General features: G+C 44.9%; 13 protein-coding genes. 12 read left to right on the top strand and 1 reads right to left on the bottom strand.

Annotation, left to right across the window (positions count from 1 at the left end; all coding sequences use genetic code 11):
* The first annotated feature begins 387 nt into the window (after nt 1-387).
* Nucleotides 388-1,686, top strand: coding sequence for a M20/M25/M40 family metallo-hydrolase (locus QE390_RS18130; protein WP_307143208.1), 1,299 nt, complete (start codon nt 388-390; stop codon nt 1,684-1,686).
* Nucleotides 1,687-1,741: 55 nt separating this feature from the next.
* Here QE390_RS18130 and QE390_RS18125 read toward each other — a convergent pair whose 3' ends face one another.
* Nucleotides 1,742-2,323 (bottom strand): DUF4202 domain-containing protein, encoded by a 582-nt coding sequence (locus QE390_RS18125; RefSeq protein ID WP_307143207.1) that lies wholly within the window; start codon nt 2,321-2,323, stop codon nt 1,742-1,744.
* 137 nt (nt 2,324-2,460) lie between these two features.
* Here QE390_RS18125 and QE390_RS18120 point away from each other — a divergent pair, with 137 nt between their 5' ends.
* From QE390_RS18120 to QE390_RS18070, 11 genes are all read left to right on the top strand, one after another.
* Nucleotides 2,461-3,000 carry an RNA polymerase sigma-70 factor gene (locus QE390_RS18120; RefSeq protein WP_307143206.1) on the top strand — a complete coding sequence of 180 codons (540 nt, stop codon included), beginning with the start codon at nt 2,461-2,463 and terminating at the stop codon, nt 2,998-3,000.
* Between the two features lie 66 nt (nt 3,001-3,066).
* Nucleotides 3,067-3,744: a hypothetical protein gene (locus QE390_RS18115; protein ID WP_307143205.1), complete on the top strand. Its 678-nt coding sequence runs from the start codon at nt 3,067-3,069 to the stop codon at nt 3,742-3,744.
* A gap of 86 nt (nt 3,745-3,830) precedes the next feature.
* The gene (locus tag QE390_RS18110) at nt 3,831-5,006 is read left to right on the top strand and encodes a hypothetical protein (protein ID WP_307143204.1); all 1,176 of its coding nucleotides are present in this window, start codon (nt 3,831-3,833) and stop codon (nt 5,004-5,006) included.
* A 201-nt stretch (nt 5,007-5,207) separates the two neighbouring features.
* Nucleotides 5,208-7,592 carry a TonB-dependent receptor gene (locus tag QE390_RS18105; RefSeq protein WP_307143203.1) on the top strand — a complete coding sequence of 795 codons (2,385 nt, stop codon included), beginning with the start codon at nt 5,208-5,210 and terminating at the stop codon, nt 7,590-7,592.
* A gap of 29 nt (nt 7,593-7,621) precedes the next feature.
* Nucleotides 7,622-8,845 carry a DUF4374 domain-containing protein gene (locus QE390_RS18100; RefSeq protein ID WP_307143202.1) on the top strand — a complete coding sequence of 408 codons (1,224 nt, stop codon included), beginning with the start codon at nt 7,622-7,624 and terminating at the stop codon, nt 8,843-8,845.
* Between the two features lie 19 nt (nt 8,846-8,864).
* Nucleotides 8,865-10,079 carry a DUF4374 domain-containing protein gene (locus QE390_RS18095; protein ID WP_307143201.1) on the top strand — a complete coding sequence of 405 codons (1,215 nt, stop codon included), beginning with the start codon at nt 8,865-8,867 and terminating at the stop codon, nt 10,077-10,079.
* Nucleotides 10,080-10,269: 190 nt separating this feature from the next.
* On the top strand, nt 10,270-11,571 hold the full coding sequence (locus QE390_RS18090) for a PepSY domain-containing protein (protein ID WP_307143200.1): 1,302 nt from the start codon (nt 10,270-10,272) through the stop codon (nt 11,569-11,571).
* Between the two features lie 79 nt (nt 11,572-11,650).
* Nucleotides 11,651-12,358 carry a DUF4198 domain-containing protein gene (locus QE390_RS18085; RefSeq protein ID WP_307143199.1) on the top strand — a complete coding sequence of 236 codons (708 nt, stop codon included), beginning with the start codon at nt 11,651-11,653 and terminating at the stop codon, nt 12,356-12,358.
* A 120-nt stretch (nt 12,359-12,478) separates the two neighbouring features.
* Nucleotides 12,479-14,932, top strand: a complete 2,454-nt coding sequence (locus QE390_RS18080) for an outer membrane beta-barrel family protein (RefSeq protein ID WP_307143198.1) — start codon at nt 12,479-12,481, stop codon at nt 14,930-14,932.
* 26 nt (nt 14,933-14,958) lie between these two features.
* Entirely contained in the window at nt 14,959-15,216 is a 258-nt protein-coding gene (locus tag QE390_RS18075; protein ID WP_307143197.1) for a Fur family transcriptional regulator, read from the top strand.
* Between the two features lie 465 nt (nt 15,217-15,681).
* On the top strand, nt 15,682-15,957 hold the full coding sequence (locus tag QE390_RS18070) for a hypothetical protein (RefSeq protein ID WP_307143196.1): 276 nt from the start codon (nt 15,682-15,684) through the stop codon (nt 15,955-15,957).
* Nucleotides 15,958-15,977 lie beyond the last annotated feature (20 nt).

The following is a 15,977-nucleotide window of genomic DNA, read 5'->3' as shown; positions in this document are numbered from 1 at the left end:
GGCAGATGGAACCTGCCTTAGGGTAGGAACGAGATGGAATCTTGCACCAGTGGTCCCTCGCAGTCGCTCGGCTTTAGCAGAGTGACGCTATAGTCTGGTAGGCTTCTGGCCAGTATTAACAAGTACGTTTCATTTAGGAAAATTGTTCTCCGATCCGCTAGGGGGTTGCATGCTGCCGGCCAGAGGCCTACAGCTAGGCAGTCACTCGGCTTTAGCCGAGTGACTGCGGGAGGTATGTGAATAATTTAAAATAAAAGTTTGTTTATAAGGGTATTTTATTATAAATATTTGGTTTTATATGTTTTTGGCAGCATTATTTATAATTTGCGAGAATCTGTAAATGCTAATCGATATTCCTTTATTCCCTTTTGTAAACAGACCAAAGTAATGAAGAAAACCATAACGCTGGCGTTACTAGCTGGAGTCGCGTGCCATTTTTCCTGGGCTCAGAAGTCAGCTCCTAAGTTAATGGCTGAGAAAAAGTACGACCTGGAAATCAATACGCTGGCTAACAAGCCTATTGTTAAGAAGGCATTTCAGACTATTCTTGATTTGGAACCCGAAACTCGTAAAGAGCATCTGTTACTCACCGAAATTCCTTCGCCCCCTTTCAAAGAGCAGGTTCGGGCTAGAAAATACGCCGAGTTAATGAAGGCTGCTGGAGCAGATTCGGTCTGGATGGATGAAGTAGGTAACGTTTTGGGCAAAGTAAAGGGAAAAACAGGCAAGAAAACCGTTGTGCTCGAAGCTCACCTGGATACTGTGTTTCCCGAAGGAACAGACGTTAAAGTAAAATTCAAAGGCGACACGCTTTATGCTCCCGGCATTGGTGATGACACCCGCGGCTTGACCGTAGTATTAGCCGTTCTAAAGGCTATGAAAATGAATAAAATCAAAACCGATGGAGATGTTTTATTCGTGGGAGCGGTAGGAGAGGAAGGCCTGGGAGATCTGCGGGGTGTCAAACATTTATTCTCGGCAAAAGGCCCCAAAATTGATTCATACCTGGCGGTTGACGGGGCTGGACTAGGCGGCATAACGAATGGCGGCGTAGGTTCGGTGCGTTACCGGGTTACGTTTAAAGGCCCCGGTGGGCACTCGTATGGGGCTTTTGGTTTGGTAAATCCGCATCACGCCCTGGCAAAGGCCATTTATTACTTTACTCAGCAGGCGGATGAATTTACAAAGTCAGGACCCAAAACGACCTATAGTGTTAGTGTGATTGGTGGAGGAACGTCGGTGAATGCCATTCCGTATGAATCATGGATGGAGGTGGATATGCGGTCGGAGAATCAGGAAAAACTGGCGGGTATTAATCAATTATTTCTGGCGGCGGTTGATAAAGGACTTAAGGAAGAAAATGCTATTAAACGAAACGGGGCCGATTTAACCGTGAATATTAACAAAGTGGGCGACCGCCCTTCGGGATTAAATCCAGAGCGTAACCCACTGATTCAGCGAATGATTGCGATTACCCATTTCTTCAAAGCGGAACCATCGCTTCACAGCAGTTCAACGAATGCCAATATTCCATTTTCAAAAGGAATTCCGGCGGCAACGATTGGAATTGGTGGGGTTGGAGGGAACGGACATTCCCTTCATGAATGGTGGCTGAACGATAAAGGATACTTGGGTATCCAGCAATCGCTGTTGATTGTTTTAGCAGAGGCGGGTTTGGCTGAGTAATAATAAAATTCGCTAAAGAGAAGGCCGGACTTACTCAAGTCCGGCCTTCTGTATTTTAGGCTAAAGCTTTTTCAATCAGAGCTTTACCCATATCGCTGTAGGAAAGTTTCAACGCAGCTTCGTGGCCCGGAGCGGTCATTTTATTCCAGGTTTTCTGGAGAATCGGGATCATTTTTTCCTCTCCCATTTTTTCAATCAAATCATCGTACTGATAAGTCAGGAAAACCAGACAGAGAGCGTTTTCAATCGTACTCACTTCCGGGTCCGTCTTTATGCGTTGCTTGAGATTGATGGTTCGCACCCGTTCAATTGTAGCTTCGTCATACCCCGCTTCCCGCAATAACTCGGCTGATTTTTCAGCGTGGAATTTAGCCAGATCACTACGCCATTTCAAATATCCCACGCGACCATCGGGATAATCCGACCGGGGAATGACCCAACGACCAATGTGTTGACAACGAGAGGCTAATAACAAAGGCTCACTGGCCTGAGGATCAAGTTTTATGACCCAATCGTAGAGTTTATGGGCATAAAACAACTCGGCAGGAATCGTCTCGCCTTCAGAAATGACGGTCTCGGGGGATTGGGCGTTGTAGGCGTCAAAAAGAGCAAAAGCCTTATCTAGTTTTTCGGACATAAGCAGATCAGTAATAGTCAAATGTAAATAGGATTGCCCGATGATCGATTTGGGGTGGGAGAGAAATATTCATTCTCACTATATTTAATTAGTCTAAATAATATTTATATTTGTCAGCACAGCAATATTCTTCAGCATTGGAAACAAAAGTACAGCCTGATTCTTTTTCCGTACCTGACGCTCAAAGTTTCGAGCGGCTTTATATTATGTACTGGAAAAAAGTGTATGCGGTTTGTTACAACCAACTGAAAGACATTGAATTAGCTCAGGGAATGGTGCAGGATATCTTCCTGTCGCTTTGGGAGAGAAGGGCCTCGCTGGTCATTGCTTCATCTATGGAGCATTACTTGGTCAGGGCGGCTAAGCTGAAAGTATTCGAGTATTTCCGGAATAAAGCTATTCAGGAGAAACACCTGGAGCAGGTGCGTCTGGAACAGAAAATTTGTACGCGTTGTACGGAATTCGAGGTAGAATACGAAGACCTTCACACGAAGTTGCAATCACTCGTTGAGCATTTACCCTGTCAGTGTAAGAAGGTATATGAATTACGGGGAGAGGGCTTAAGTAACAAAGAAATTGCTCACACACTTACCATTTCCGAAAAAGCGGTTGAATATCACATTACCAGAGCCTTGCAATTTTTAAAAGCGAAGTTACCAACTGTATTGAATGGATAGTTTTCGGGCCCACTTAGGGTCTTCCGGGCTCTGGTGCAACTACCAGAATAAAGAACTATCCAACGTATGTCCGTTGTCGTTAATACCTCCTTACTGATCAGGTATCACCAAGGACTTTGTTCCGGTGAAGAAATAGAAGCAGTGGTGGAATGGTTATTAAATCCAGAAGAAGAGGGGCTTCTGACACTTCCCGAAGGCGAGTTTGAACCAGAACACCAAGCCCATATCTGGCATGTTATTCAGGAAAAACTTCCCTCAAATGATTCAAGCTTCCGTCTGGTTCAACGCATTAACCGTTATTTCCCGAAGGCTCTTGCGGCTTGCGTAGCGATGATTACGATGGGCTGGTGTATCCTTACGGCAATAGGTACGCTCCACTCTTCGCGTGTATGGACAAATGCCTCGATCAGCGAGTTAAAAACGCTGGAAACCGATGGACTAACCCTGACCCTATCCCCTCAAAGCAAGGCCCAAATGCAGTCTTCGTTTTGGGGAAAACCCACCGAAATAGATTTTAGTGGAGCGGTGGCTATTACCAATCGTTCGGATCAGGAAATGCAGGTAATCATACATTCGCCTAACACTAGTGAGGTGAAAGAAATAAAAATTTCAAGGGGCCGCTCGTATGTGGCGATGCAATATCATTTTCTTTCTAATGAGATCATTATAGTTGAGAAAAATCGTTTACTCGACTTACCCGCTCCGTTGATTGCGAAAGTAATGCATGATTTCGATGCGATTTAAAGGGGCAAATGCAGCTTCTTGCTTGGCTAGACTTGCCTTGTTTTATCTTTGTAGGGCTTCCGTAACGAGCAGAGGCCTTTATACGCATGAACAAATTGACTCTTCTGGTTTTCCTTCTCTTCGGTTTGACCGCGTGTGATTTTTTCCCTCCGCATGATTCCGTGACGCAGGCGTATGGCTTACAGGTTTGGTCGGAAGAAACGGAGAAAAGATACTTTTTGCAAGTCCATTCATTAACGGAAGGCACGCTGACGATTCCGACGGATGCGGAAGAAACGACCTCAATCATCTTTACCTATCGAAATGGTTTTTACTACGGCATGCAGGAGGAACCGCTGGCTCTGATTCGGTATAAACCAGGTACGAAAGGTCTTGAAAAGGATATAGAACTTCTTTTGCCAAACATTCACTGGACCTATTTTTCAAGCTGGCATAACTGGATTGATGAGCATACGTTATTAGTAGGCAGTAGCGGAGCCGGAAAGGAATTTTCATATATGATTTTTGATACGGAACACATGAACGTGCGTACGTACGGCTATTTCGATGTACCTAAGCCCGAGCCTAATCATTACTATGGCGGTGTTTTTTCTCAGGTTACCCCTCAGGCTTTATTCATTGGTTATACTGACTACCAGGGGTATGGCTCAAAAGTGGCCGCTAGTGATACCCTATACTTGGCCGTTTTTGATTTCCCTTCCCTGAAACGTCAGTCCATTCGTAAAGATATTCGTTCCACTTGGCCGGGCGGTTATTTCATCAATGCTCCGTTCTGGCTAGTAGAAGAGGATGATTTGTACCTATTAACCCAGCCCGGAGGACGTACGCATCCACACCCAACGGCCCCGACCGCTCTTTTCCGAATCAAAAAAGGAGAAACCAAACTGGATTCAACCTATCTATTTCGGTTGGCTGATAAGCCGACGCAAGAGGGGTATTTGTTATATGCATTGGGAAAAGGAAAAGCTCTGGTCAAAATCGTTGAGAAGAAGGAGGTACGTCAGTACATGGATTACCTTAATAAACACCTGGCTTCCTATTACCTGTTAGATCTGCACACTCAGACAAAAACCAGGCTCGACATTCCGCTCGATCATCTGGACTTCGAGCAGAACGTTTTTGTGGATGGAGATGCGGTATACATTGGAGCCAGCACCCGTAAAAATGAATCGTACGTCTGGAAATATAACCTGAAAACAGGAAAATTAAGCCGGGGCTTGCGGGTAAAAGGGCGGATTCTGGCCATTAATGCCCAACAATAAAGAAATTTCTGAAGATATACGGGCTTCCGCTTAGGGTAAGAGGCAGGCTTATGCTACTGATTTCAAAGGGCAGTTTATAGGCTACGTATGTAACTCTTGGTTTAAACTACCTTTCATGATCCCAATAAAATAGCCGAACCGTTGCAGCGGTTCGGCTATATCCTCAGAAGAGGGACTTTTAACGTTCGTCCATTAAAAGTAATGCAAGTTAGAAAATTTTTTCTGACGGGGCTATTTGCGGCCCTGTCATTGCTCTCCCTGGCTCAAAATAGGGAGACCGCTACGCTCGCAGGTCAGGTCCAGTCGAGTCAGAATGAAAGACTTATCGGGACTACTGTTGTCCTTAGAGAACTCAAAAAAGGTACCACAACGGACGGATCAGGGCGTTATCAGATCGATGGCCTAAAACCCGGAACTTACACTATCACTTTCTCCTATCTGGGTTATCAAACAATTCAGAAGACGATTACATTAAAAGCTGGTGAACGTCATCAGCTTAATGTAACGCTGACGGAATCAAATGCTCATGAGTTGGAATCGGTCTCTGTCATTGGCCGCACGGAAGTGAAGGAAGCCAGCCGTCTGGCCTATAACGTCACTGCCATTGATGCCAGAGCCCTGCATAATACTACCCTGGACTTAAATAGCGTGCTTGATCGGGTTTCGGGCGTTCGGGTGCGGGAAACGGGCGGCGTGGGTTCCAGTTTTAATTTTTCCCTAAATGGGTTTACGGGTCGGCAGGTCAAGTTTTTCATTGACGGAATACCAATGGATAATTTCGGCTCTTCTTTCCAGTTAAATAACATTCCGGTAAACCTTGCTGAACGGATTGAAGTGTATAAAGGCGTTGTGCCCATCTGGTTAGGGGCTGATGCTCTGGGCGGTGCCGTAAATATCATCACCAATACCAATGCCCGGAATTATCTGGACGTTTCCTATTCGTATGGCTCATTCAATACGCACCGCACGGCTATTAATACCGGCTTTACCTCCCAATCAGGCTTTACATTTCAACTCAATGCTTTCCAGAATTACTCAGCTAATAATTACTGGGTAAATGTGGACGTAGTACCCGATCTAAACACTGGACTTTCCATTCCCATGCGAGTGCGTCGTTTTCACGATACCTACCATAATGAAACCCTGATCGCTCAGGTGGGAGTAGTGAATAAAAAATATGCTGATCGTTTATTATTTGGGCTAACGCTCGGGCAAAATAAAGCTGATATTCAAACGGGTAATCGAATGTATGATGTTTTCGGTCAACGCCGTCGTCAGGGTAATATCATCATGCCTTCGATCAAGTATTCAAAGAAAGACCTTTTCACCAAAGGCTTGAACCTCAGCTTTAGCGGAAATTTTAACTTGGGTCAGGAGCAGGCCATTGATACGGCCTATCGACAGTATAACTGGCTGGGTGACTTTATTTATAAAGGAAGTAACCCCAATATTCCCGGTGGTGAATTAAGCCGGACACTGTATAAGTATCGCAATAATAATGGTTTAACAAATGCAACATTAAGTTACCAGCTAAACGCCCGGCATTCGCTAGTTTTAAATCATACCTATAATACATTCAACCGAAAAGGGGAGGATATGTTAAATCCTGATGATGAGGCAATCAGGCAACCCAGACGTACGGATAAACACGTCATTGGTTTAGGGTATCGATTTGACAAAAACGAACGCTGGAATACGGCTTTCTTCGCTAAAGAATACATTCAGAAAAGTAAAATGCATACCGTATTAGACGGTAACTACTATGTGCAGTCAACGCTGATTTCGAAACAGGGGTATGGTTTGGCCAGTACGTACTTCCTTCAGCCTAAACTTCAATTAAAAGGTTCTTACGAAAAGAGTTACCGCTTGCCCGAGAATGACGAATTATTCGGAGATGTGATTAACCTGGCGTCTAATCCCCTGTTGCGTCCTGAAAGTAGCCATAATTTTAATGTAGGGGCAAATTACACCGTTTCGCTACAAAAGAAACATCACCTTTACGTAGATGCAAACCTGATTTACCGTTCGGCAAAGGATTTCATACGCCCCAGTTTATATAATTCTTTTGGCCGGGCCATCCAGCAAATGGTGAACCTTCGCGATGTGACTAATAGCGGCGTAGATGGCGAAATACGTTACTCTTTTAAACGTCTATTTACAGCTGGAGTTAGCCTTACCTATCAAAATATACGTAATAATACTAAGTATGAGAATTCAACGACTGAAGTGAGTCCGGTTTATAAAGACCGTATTCCGAATATGCCTTATTTGTTTGGAAACGGTAATGCCTCTTTTTTTCTGAAAAATGTGGGTGGTGTAGGAAATACCTTAACTCTTGGGTACAACCTGTTGTATGTGCATGAATACTATCTGCGTTGGCCTAGCCAGGGATCTGCCACAACGAAGCTAACCATCCCCGAACAGGTAGCTCACGATGTTAATGTGGTGTATTCACTGGCGAATGGCAAGTATAACGTTGCTCTGGAGTGCCGTAACCTCACGGACGCAGTGCTCTACGACAATTTCAGCCTACAAAAGCCCAGTCGCTCCTTCAGCGTGAAGCTTCGTTATTTTCTGGTTCAATAGTTCTTTCTAGTCTATCTATTCTTTTTCGTATGAAAACTAGCTCATACCTCCTGGGTCTGATCGGGCTCTTCTGTCTGGCGGCCTGCTCAAAAACCGAAAAACCCGTTGATCCCACGCCCGAACCGGGTTCCGGCAGCAAATCCAAATACGTCTTTGTGGCGTACTCAGTAGGGTCTAATGGAGAGTCGGCCCCTTATATTGTTACCGCTGATTCGATTTCCGGAGGCACCCTCAAAACTACCGGTGAAGGCGTTGAAACCGACGCCTATTCCTTTCTGGTGCAAAATAATACCCTGTATGCCATGGTTTACGGTGGCCAGGGCCCCATTACTCCTTACAAGCTGAATGAACAGGGGAAAATTGCCAAAGCTGGTAATACAGTAAATGCCGTGACTGCCGGTATTTATGGAAAGGTTAATAAAGATGCCTTCGTTGGAGCATTAGTATCCCGCACTAAATCAGACCCAACGGCTCAGTTTTTCAGGTTTGATGCTTCACAGAATGTCTTGGCTGGAAACAGTTCGGTAAACTTAATGCAAGTGGCAGGTAATGGTGAAATGGCTATTTTTTCGGGTGTATTTCAGGTTGAAAGTGATCTATATCTGCCGTTCTATTGTAGCCCAGGCGAAAGTGGCAAAACGACCAAATTTGTGGACAGTACGTACATCGCGGTACTTAGTTACCCTGCTATGCAACTGAAAAAGGTAATTCGGGACGGACGTACCGGAACGATAGGTAACTGGTTTGGCATGCACGGTGTTCAGCCGATTGAAAATGGTGATATATATGCTTATTCGACTGCGAATGGCTCCAAGAATCCTTCGGGTGTCGTTCGCATTAAAAAAGGTACCCAGGCTTTCGATCAAAGCTACTTCTTCAATATTGAAGCCAAAACGGGTGGTTTGAAAATCAGTAGGGGCGAGCACCTGAGTAACGGTAAATTTCTCATGTCGATTTACACGGCTGGTAACGTCTCCACAAATGGCATCGCGGGTGGTCGGGTAAAGCTGGCTATTGTGGACGTAATCAATCAGAGCCTGACCTGGGTAACGGGTGTACCCGAGCACGCAACCCTGAGTTATAAACACAAAACGTATCTGGAAAGCGACGGTAATACCGTTCATTACGTCCTGAAAGAAGACGCTGGCAAGTTTGCGGTCTACACGATCAATGCCGCAAAAGCCGAGGGAAAACGCGGACTTCAGTTCGATAACATCAGCGATGTAACGACCATAGCAAAACTTACTTACTAAATATACCACTACTGATTGTATGAAGAATTCTTTTTATATGCTAGCAGGATTGAGCTGGTTCTTTTTGTCCTGTTCAAAAGATCCCGACCAACCAGCAACACCGAATTCGGGAGCAAAGTCTAAATACGTTTTCGTAGCTTACTCCGTGGGTTCTGAAGGCGTTGAATCAGCCCCTTACATCATTTCTGCCGACTCCGTAACGGGAGGTAAACTGGGGTTATCCAAAGGAATAGAAACCGATGCTTACTCATTCGTGCCACAGAATAACCGGCTTTTCGCAGCCGTGTATGGTGGACAGGGCCCCATTACTCCCTATAAACTGGACGCTAACGGACAGATTGTACAGGCAGGTAATACCGTAAATGCCGTCACTGCTGCCATTTACGGACCTGTGGGAACAGATGCTTGGGTAGGGGGCGGCTTTACCGGAGACCCTAAAGATCCGATGGCCACTCTATTTCGCTTTGATGCCAAAAATCTGATATTGGGGGGGCGTAGCACTCTGGATATGAACCTGCTAAAAGTGCAGGATGAGTGGCCCACCTGGTACGGTGTGTTTCCGGTGGGTACCGACAAACTATTCATTCCCTACGATGTCTCGCCTACAGGCTCAGGCGAGACACAAACAAAATTCAGAGATAGTACCTGGGTGTTGGCCGTAAATTACCCCAGTCTGACTTTCCACAAAATTATTCGGGATGGTCGTACCGGACCGATAGGAAATTGGTTTGGAATGCAGGGGTTGAAAGAGACTCAAGGGGGAGACGTCTATGGTTGGTCAACGGCGGTAAAGTCAAAAAATCCTTCAGCGGTTGTTCGAATTAAAAAAGGAACCGAAGCATTTGACCAGAGTTATTTTTTCAATCTGGAGCAAAAATCGGGCGGACTGAAAGTTGCACGGGGTGAATACATCGGCGGAAGTAAATTCCTGATGTCTTTCTATACCAATGCTGCTCAGGTAGAAGAGTGGAACGGACGAACGAAGCTAGCCATTGTAGACGTGGTAGCTCAGACAATTACCTGGGTAACGGGTGTGCCTGAACATGCTCAGATGAGTTACAAACAAAAGATTTTCGTAGAGAGTGATGGAAATACCGTTCAGTATGTGTTGAAAGATGATGCCGGAAAGCACTTTGTCTATACTATCAATGCTTCGACTGCTACGGCTAAGAAAGGACTGGAATTCGAGAATATTAGCGACATAACGACCATTTCAAAATTATACTACGAATAAGGTTTTATCGCTTCTGAACACGCAGACAAGTCCGCCCCTGCAAAAGGTTAGCGGACTTGTCTTTTTTTAATTCCGCCACTAGGGTTTACTCGGACTTGTGCAACTTCTAGTCAGATAGCCTTACATACGAGGCATGATCTCATGCCCGACAGCCTTATCACTCTAAGTCAAGAACTTAACTTATCGCCGTATGAATTTCCGCAAAATTAATAACTGGCTTCATTTATGGCTGGGATTAGGTTCTGGAATCATCGTCTTTATTGTGTGTATTACGGCTTGCATCTGGGTATTTAATGAAGAAATTACGGCAGTACTGGAGCCGGAAACGAAGATCGAAAAGGAAAACAGGCCCGTCATTACGCCTTCCCAATTACACGAATCCATTGCGACGCTTCATCCGGGAAAGGAAATTACGTATGCCAATTATCAGCAGGGACGAACGATTCAGGCGGGCGTAGGAGACTGGGAAGGCGAGCATTATACCATAAACGTTCATCCTTATACGGGCAAGGTTATTAATCAGCACGTACACCAAAAAGATGAATCTGATTTCTTTCGTACCGTTCTGAACGGGCATCGATTTCTATGGTTACCCTGGGAAATAGGTCGACCAATTGTGAATTACGCAACGCTGATCTTTGTGATAGAGTTGATTACGGGTTTGGTGTGGTGGTATCCTAAAAAATGGAACAAGAGCACCATTGAAAAGAGCTTTACCATTAAATGGGGAGCTTCATTCAAACGGGTAAATCTGGATTTACATAACGTGCTCGGTTTTTACTCCCTGTTATTCCTGTTAGCCATTGCTCTGACGGGTATGGTTTGGGGGATCAAATGGTACAGCGAAGGTTTATACTGGGTAACCTCTGGCGGAGATACACTGCCCGAATTTGCCCGTAACCATTCGGATACCTTGCAGTCCAACCGGTTTTATACCCGCGAGCAGGCTATGAATAAAGCTTGGGGAATTGTTCAGAAAAAACATCCTGAAGCTCATGGATTTTACTACAATTTTCCTGAAAAGAAAGATCTAAAATCACCCATTTATATCACGATTTACCCTTCAGCGGGTCAGTTTTATAACCACCAGAGTTATAGTTTTGACCAGCACACGCTGAAGCCGTTTGCCGAGAATGCGGTCTATGACGTTCCGTATGCTCAGGCTTCTTTCGGAGCAAAACTCCGCCGGATGAACTATGACATTCACGTAGGAAGCATTTTGGGCTTACCCGGTAAAGTAATGGCCTTCTTTGCCAGTCTCATCGGAGCCAGCCTACCCATTACGGGTTTTCTGATCTGGTGGGGAAGACGGAACAAAAAGAAGACAGCTCCCTGCCCTAAAAACGTAACTGAAGGTAGACACTCCGTGGTTAATCGTTCAATTAAAATACCACTTACTGCTGAAGAACAGGATAATACGCCAGAATATGGCTCCACTGTTAGTAGTAAATCAGCTCGCCCTACGTTCGTCAGAAAAATTAAACCACAATAAAGAAACCTCAGATCTATTCAAAAGAACGCAAACCTTCAACGTTCATTAAACCAATTTCCCATTATTAAACACGTCAATCATGAAGTTAAAAGCCGCATTACTCTCCCTCTTCCTGACCCTTTCAGCCAGCAGTTTATTTGCTCATGCCTTGTGGATTGAAACCAGTCCGGTTGGTAAAAAAGGACAAAAACAAACCGTAAAAATTATCTATTCAGAACCCGGCGAAACGCCCGAAAAACTGGCTGACTGGTATTCTGATGTGAAAGAATTCTCGCTCTGGCTTATCGGCCCCGATCAGAAGAAAACGCAGTTAACGGTAAAACCCGGTGAAGATCATTATACGGCTGAGTTCACGCCTGAACAGGACGGTGTATATACCCTGGCCGTGGGCCATACGGCGAAAGAATTGGGTGGTGCCACCAAGTATCAGTTCAACTCGACGGCAGTAGTCACGGTTGGTAAAGCAACGGCGGCTTCCGCTACGCCTAACGAACTGAACGTTTCGCTGGAATCGGGTAAAACGTATAAAGTAGGTCAGCCCATTCACCTGAAAGGCTGGTTTAAAGATCAGGCTTCTGACAAACTCCATGTATCTGTTTTCTCACCCAGTGGCTGGAATCGTGAAGTAACGACAAACGCCTCTGGTGAAGCGGAGTTTACGCCACTCTGGCCCGGAACGTACCGCGTCGAAGCTTCAAAGTCTGAAAAAGAAGAAGGTCAGCATCATGGGAAGGATTATAAATCTGTTTGGCGTTGTGCTACGCTGACGTTTGAAGTAACCAAATAATGGTTCTCCGCTCCCGGAAGGCATCCTTCCGGGAACTTCTTCGCCTTCTTTTCTAAGCAACCCTGCCTTTTCCACTGCCTCTTCAGCCGCTTTTGTGCCATTTGTTACTACCTGATTGGAATGTCCTTCACCACTATAGACTTAAAAAAAATACTTTGGAGCGTTTCCCTGTGCTTTCTAAGCGGTAGCATTTATGCTCAGACAGAAGTGAGCGGTTCGCTAGCCGAATCTTCCGGTAAGCCCGTTGAATTCGCCACCGTTGCTCTTTACAAGTCCGCTGATTCTACCCTTGTAAAAGGAACGGTTTCCGACTCACTGGGTCGTTTTGTCTTCCAGCGGGTGGCCTTAGGTCAATATTACGTAGAAGCCAGTTTTGTAGGATACCGTTCGCAGCGAAGTCAACGCTTTACTTTAAGTATACAGCAGCCCAGACAGCAGCTACCTATGCTGACTTTGGTGCCCACGGAACAATCCCTGCAAACGCTAACCGTAACGGCAAAAAAGCCCCTGGTTGAACAGCGTATAGATCGTACCGTTATGAATATTGAAAACAGTATTCTTTCGGAAGGTAACACTGCTTTAGAGGTATTGGAAAAAGCTCCCGGCGTAACGGTTGACGACGATGGAAACATTACCCTGAAAGGAAAACAGGGGGCAACCATCATGATTAATGGGAAACTTACCTATCTGTCGCAGAAGGAATTAGCAACGCTTTTACGAGGAACGTCTTCCAGTTCTTTAGCAAAAGTGGAGATTATTACCAACCCTTCAGCGAAGTATGATGCAGCGGGTAACTCAGGAATTATTAACATTCAGTTGAAGAAAAATGAGTTAGTGGGCTTTAACGGGAATGTGTACGTCAATGCAGCCCGCAGCCGGAAAAATCGGTACGGAGCTGGCGTAAACCTGAATTACCGGAGTGCCCGATTGAATGTCTTCGGAAGTTACGATCATGCCTACCGGGGTGAGAAAGAGTTATTATCCTACACCCGCCGTTTCCGCGATCCCGGCGAAACCAGCCCTGGCCGGATTTCGTATCAGCATACGGTTACTGACGAACCTTTATATACGAATAATTTCAAAGCCGGAATCGACTACTTCCTGAATCAGAACAATACGCTTGGTTTAGTGATTAAGGGGAATGTAGGAACGTATCATAACCATGGGAATACCAGTAACCTGCTGCAAACGATTACGAATCAAACCCTTTCGGATGCTCGCAGCACCAATACTGATGATAGTCGATGGTCGAATATTTCCTATAACCTGAATTATACGCACCGTTTCGGCAAAGAAGGACAGGAGTTTTCCGCCGATCTGGATTACTCTAGTAATGCTTTTCAGTCCAATCAGTTGCTGGATACGCGTTATTTGAATGAAGCTGGCGAGTTTACGAGCCGTCGTTCTACCCGTCGCGGTGATATTCCTTCCTCGACGTATGTCTACGTAGGCAAAGCCGATTATACGCATCCCTTAGGCCAGAAAGCCAAGCTGGAAACGGGCTGGAAAAGTAGTTACGTAACGGTTGACAATGAAGTGAAATATGATACCCTTGCGGGTACCCGTTGGGTGAAGGATCTCTCGGCTTCCAATCACTTCAAGTATCAGGAAACGATTCATGCGGGTTACCTGAACTTCAATCGGGAGTTTGGAAAATTTAGTTTGCAGGCGGGTTTACGCGGGGAGTACACGCATACGGTGGGACAACAGATTACCTCGGATTCGACCGTGATACGAAAGTACTTCCAGCTCTTTCCAAGTGTATTCCTGAGCCAGACCTTCAGTGAAAAACACCGTCTTCAGTTTTCCTACAGCCGACGCATCGAACGGCCTGATTATGAGGACTTAAATCCTTTCCGTTTTTTCCGTGACCCTTTCCTGTACTATGAGGGTAACCCTTTCCTGAAACCACAGTTAACCCACTCGCTGGAGATTGGGCATACATTTAAAAACTTCCTGACAACGACGATTAATTACAGTTATACATCAGACGTGATTAACTGGATGATGGGTCAGATTGACTCCACGAACACAACCTTTCAGGGACCTCAGAACCTGAAAAGCCTGATTAATTACGGCATTAGCTTCTCGGCCTCGCAAAACCCCACTTCCTGGTGGACGACGAATAATTTCTTTAATGTCTTCCGTAACGAATACAAAGGCGATCAGAAAGGTGGCGATCTCAATAACAGCATTACCAGCTTCACCTTCAATTCTCAAAACTCATTTCAGTTGGGAAACGGTACGTCCATGGAAGTTAGCGGCGTGTATAACTCGAAGTCCGTGTACGGGGTGTTTCGGACGCGGGCGTACTACGTCATTTCTGCGGGTGTGCAAAAGCAGGTACTTAACAAACAGGGCACGGTTAAGCTCATGGCGAATGACCTTTTTCAGGGACGTCGCCGGGTGCAGACGGCTCGTTACGAAAACCTGGACTTGAATACCAATATCCGTTTCGATAGCCGGGTGATTACGCTGTCTTTCAGCTATCGATTCGGTAATCAGAATTTAAAAATGGGATCATCCCGGAAGAGCGGAGCAGACGATGTACAGAATCGGGTGAAGGGCCAGTAATGAACCAAACCTAACCTAACAATCCAATGAATATTATTGAACGAATCAACGAGTATTGTTTACAACACGGAGTCAGACAGTCAGGGAAGCGAAATCAGGTGGCACTGGTGCTGGAGCGAACCCAGCAGGCTATGGATGCCGAACAGGTTTGGCTTCAAATGAAAGAAGATCAATTTCACATCAGTATCGGGGCAGTTTACCTTTCATTGAACTGGTTGGTAGATGCCGGATTTATTGAAAAGAAACTTATGGAAGACCGTAAAGCGGTCTTCACCGTCGTATAAAAAAAAGCTCCCATGAAACACGGGAGCTTTTAACCTTTAAACAGGCTAATCCTGTGCAAAGATTATCTGTTCAACCTTCAACCTATCTGATACAAATATACAACTAACGTATATACTTTACCTACTTATTTCTACAAACTGTAAACTTTATACGTTAAATGACTTGTTTAGACGGTTGAGAGGTATATAAACCCCTGATTTGGTTATTTTATTGACTTATTTTAATATAAACTAATCTTATATCTATATAATTTAAACTTATGGGTATAGTTTAACTGTAATGATTTTAAGTTAAATGCCTTTGAACTTCATAGAAAAAGGGGTGTAACCGTTACTTTTTCAAATGGAGTGCCTTCCCATGAATTGGGGATTGAATGAAAGCAGGCAATCATAGAATTTTGTAACCGAAATGTTGCTAAAAGGCAATAGAATTATCTGTTCAAAAATCTATGATCAACCTTTGGTATGAAAAAGCAATGGAGTAGAATAATCGTATTAACGCTGTCGGGAATAGTTCTGATGGTTGGCTGTTCAAAAAAACAGGGCGTCAGTGTGGACGCCTGCAATACTAATGCAGAACGATTAAAGGCCGCAGCGGACGCTTACGTCGCTAATCAGAGTAAAGCCAATTGTGAGGCGTATAAGAAATCCATTAATGACATTCTGAAAAGCTGCCCTACGTACTATTCCGGTATCAGCAAACAGACCCTCGAAGATTTTAATAATACACCTTGTGACTAATAGTTGATGAGAGTGGGGAA

The organism is Siphonobacter sp. SORGH_AS_1065, assembly GCF_030818595.1.
GTDB lineage: Bacteria > Bacteroidota > Bacteroidia > Cytophagales > Spirosomataceae > Siphonobacter.
Note: the sequence above shows the minus strand (reverse complement) of the source record. Positions and strands in the feature narration are given on the sequence as shown.

Coding starts and splice junctions, on each gene's coding strand:
- QE390_RS18130 (WP_307143208.1), top strand. CDS start 388: ATGAAGAAAACCATAACGCTGGCGTTACTAGCTGGAGTCGCGTGCCAT.
- QE390_RS18125 (WP_307143207.1), bottom strand. CDS start 2,323: ATGTCCGAAAAACTAGATAAGGCTTTTGCTCTTTTTGACGCCTACAAC.
- QE390_RS18115 (WP_307143205.1), top strand. CDS start 3,067: ATGTCCGTTGTCGTTAATACCTCCTTACTGATCAGGTATCACCAAGGA.
- QE390_RS18110 (WP_307143204.1), top strand. CDS start 3,831: ATGAACAAATTGACTCTTCTGGTTTTCCTTCTCTTCGGTTTGACCGCG.
- QE390_RS18105 (WP_307143203.1), top strand. CDS start 5,208: ATGCAAGTTAGAAAATTTTTTCTGACGGGGCTATTTGCGGCCCTGTCA.
- QE390_RS18100 (WP_307143202.1), top strand. CDS start 7,622: ATGAAAACTAGCTCATACCTCCTGGGTCTGATCGGGCTCTTCTGTCTG.
- QE390_RS18095 (WP_307143201.1), top strand. CDS start 8,865: ATGAAGAATTCTTTTTATATGCTAGCAGGATTGAGCTGGTTCTTTTTG.
- QE390_RS18090 (WP_307143200.1), top strand. CDS start 10,270: ATGAATTTCCGCAAAATTAATAACTGGCTTCATTTATGGCTGGGATTA.
- QE390_RS18085 (WP_307143199.1), top strand. CDS start 11,651: ATGAAGTTAAAAGCCGCATTACTCTCCCTCTTCCTGACCCTTTCAGCC.
- QE390_RS18080 (WP_307143198.1), top strand. CDS start 12,479: ATGTCCTTCACCACTATAGACTTAAAAAAAATACTTTGGAGCGTTTCC.
- QE390_RS18075 (WP_307143197.1), top strand. CDS start 14,959: ATGAATATTATTGAACGAATCAACGAGTATTGTTTACAACACGGAGTC.
- QE390_RS18070 (WP_307143196.1), top strand. CDS start 15,682: ATGAAAAAGCAATGGAGTAGAATAATCGTATTAACGCTGTCGGGAATA.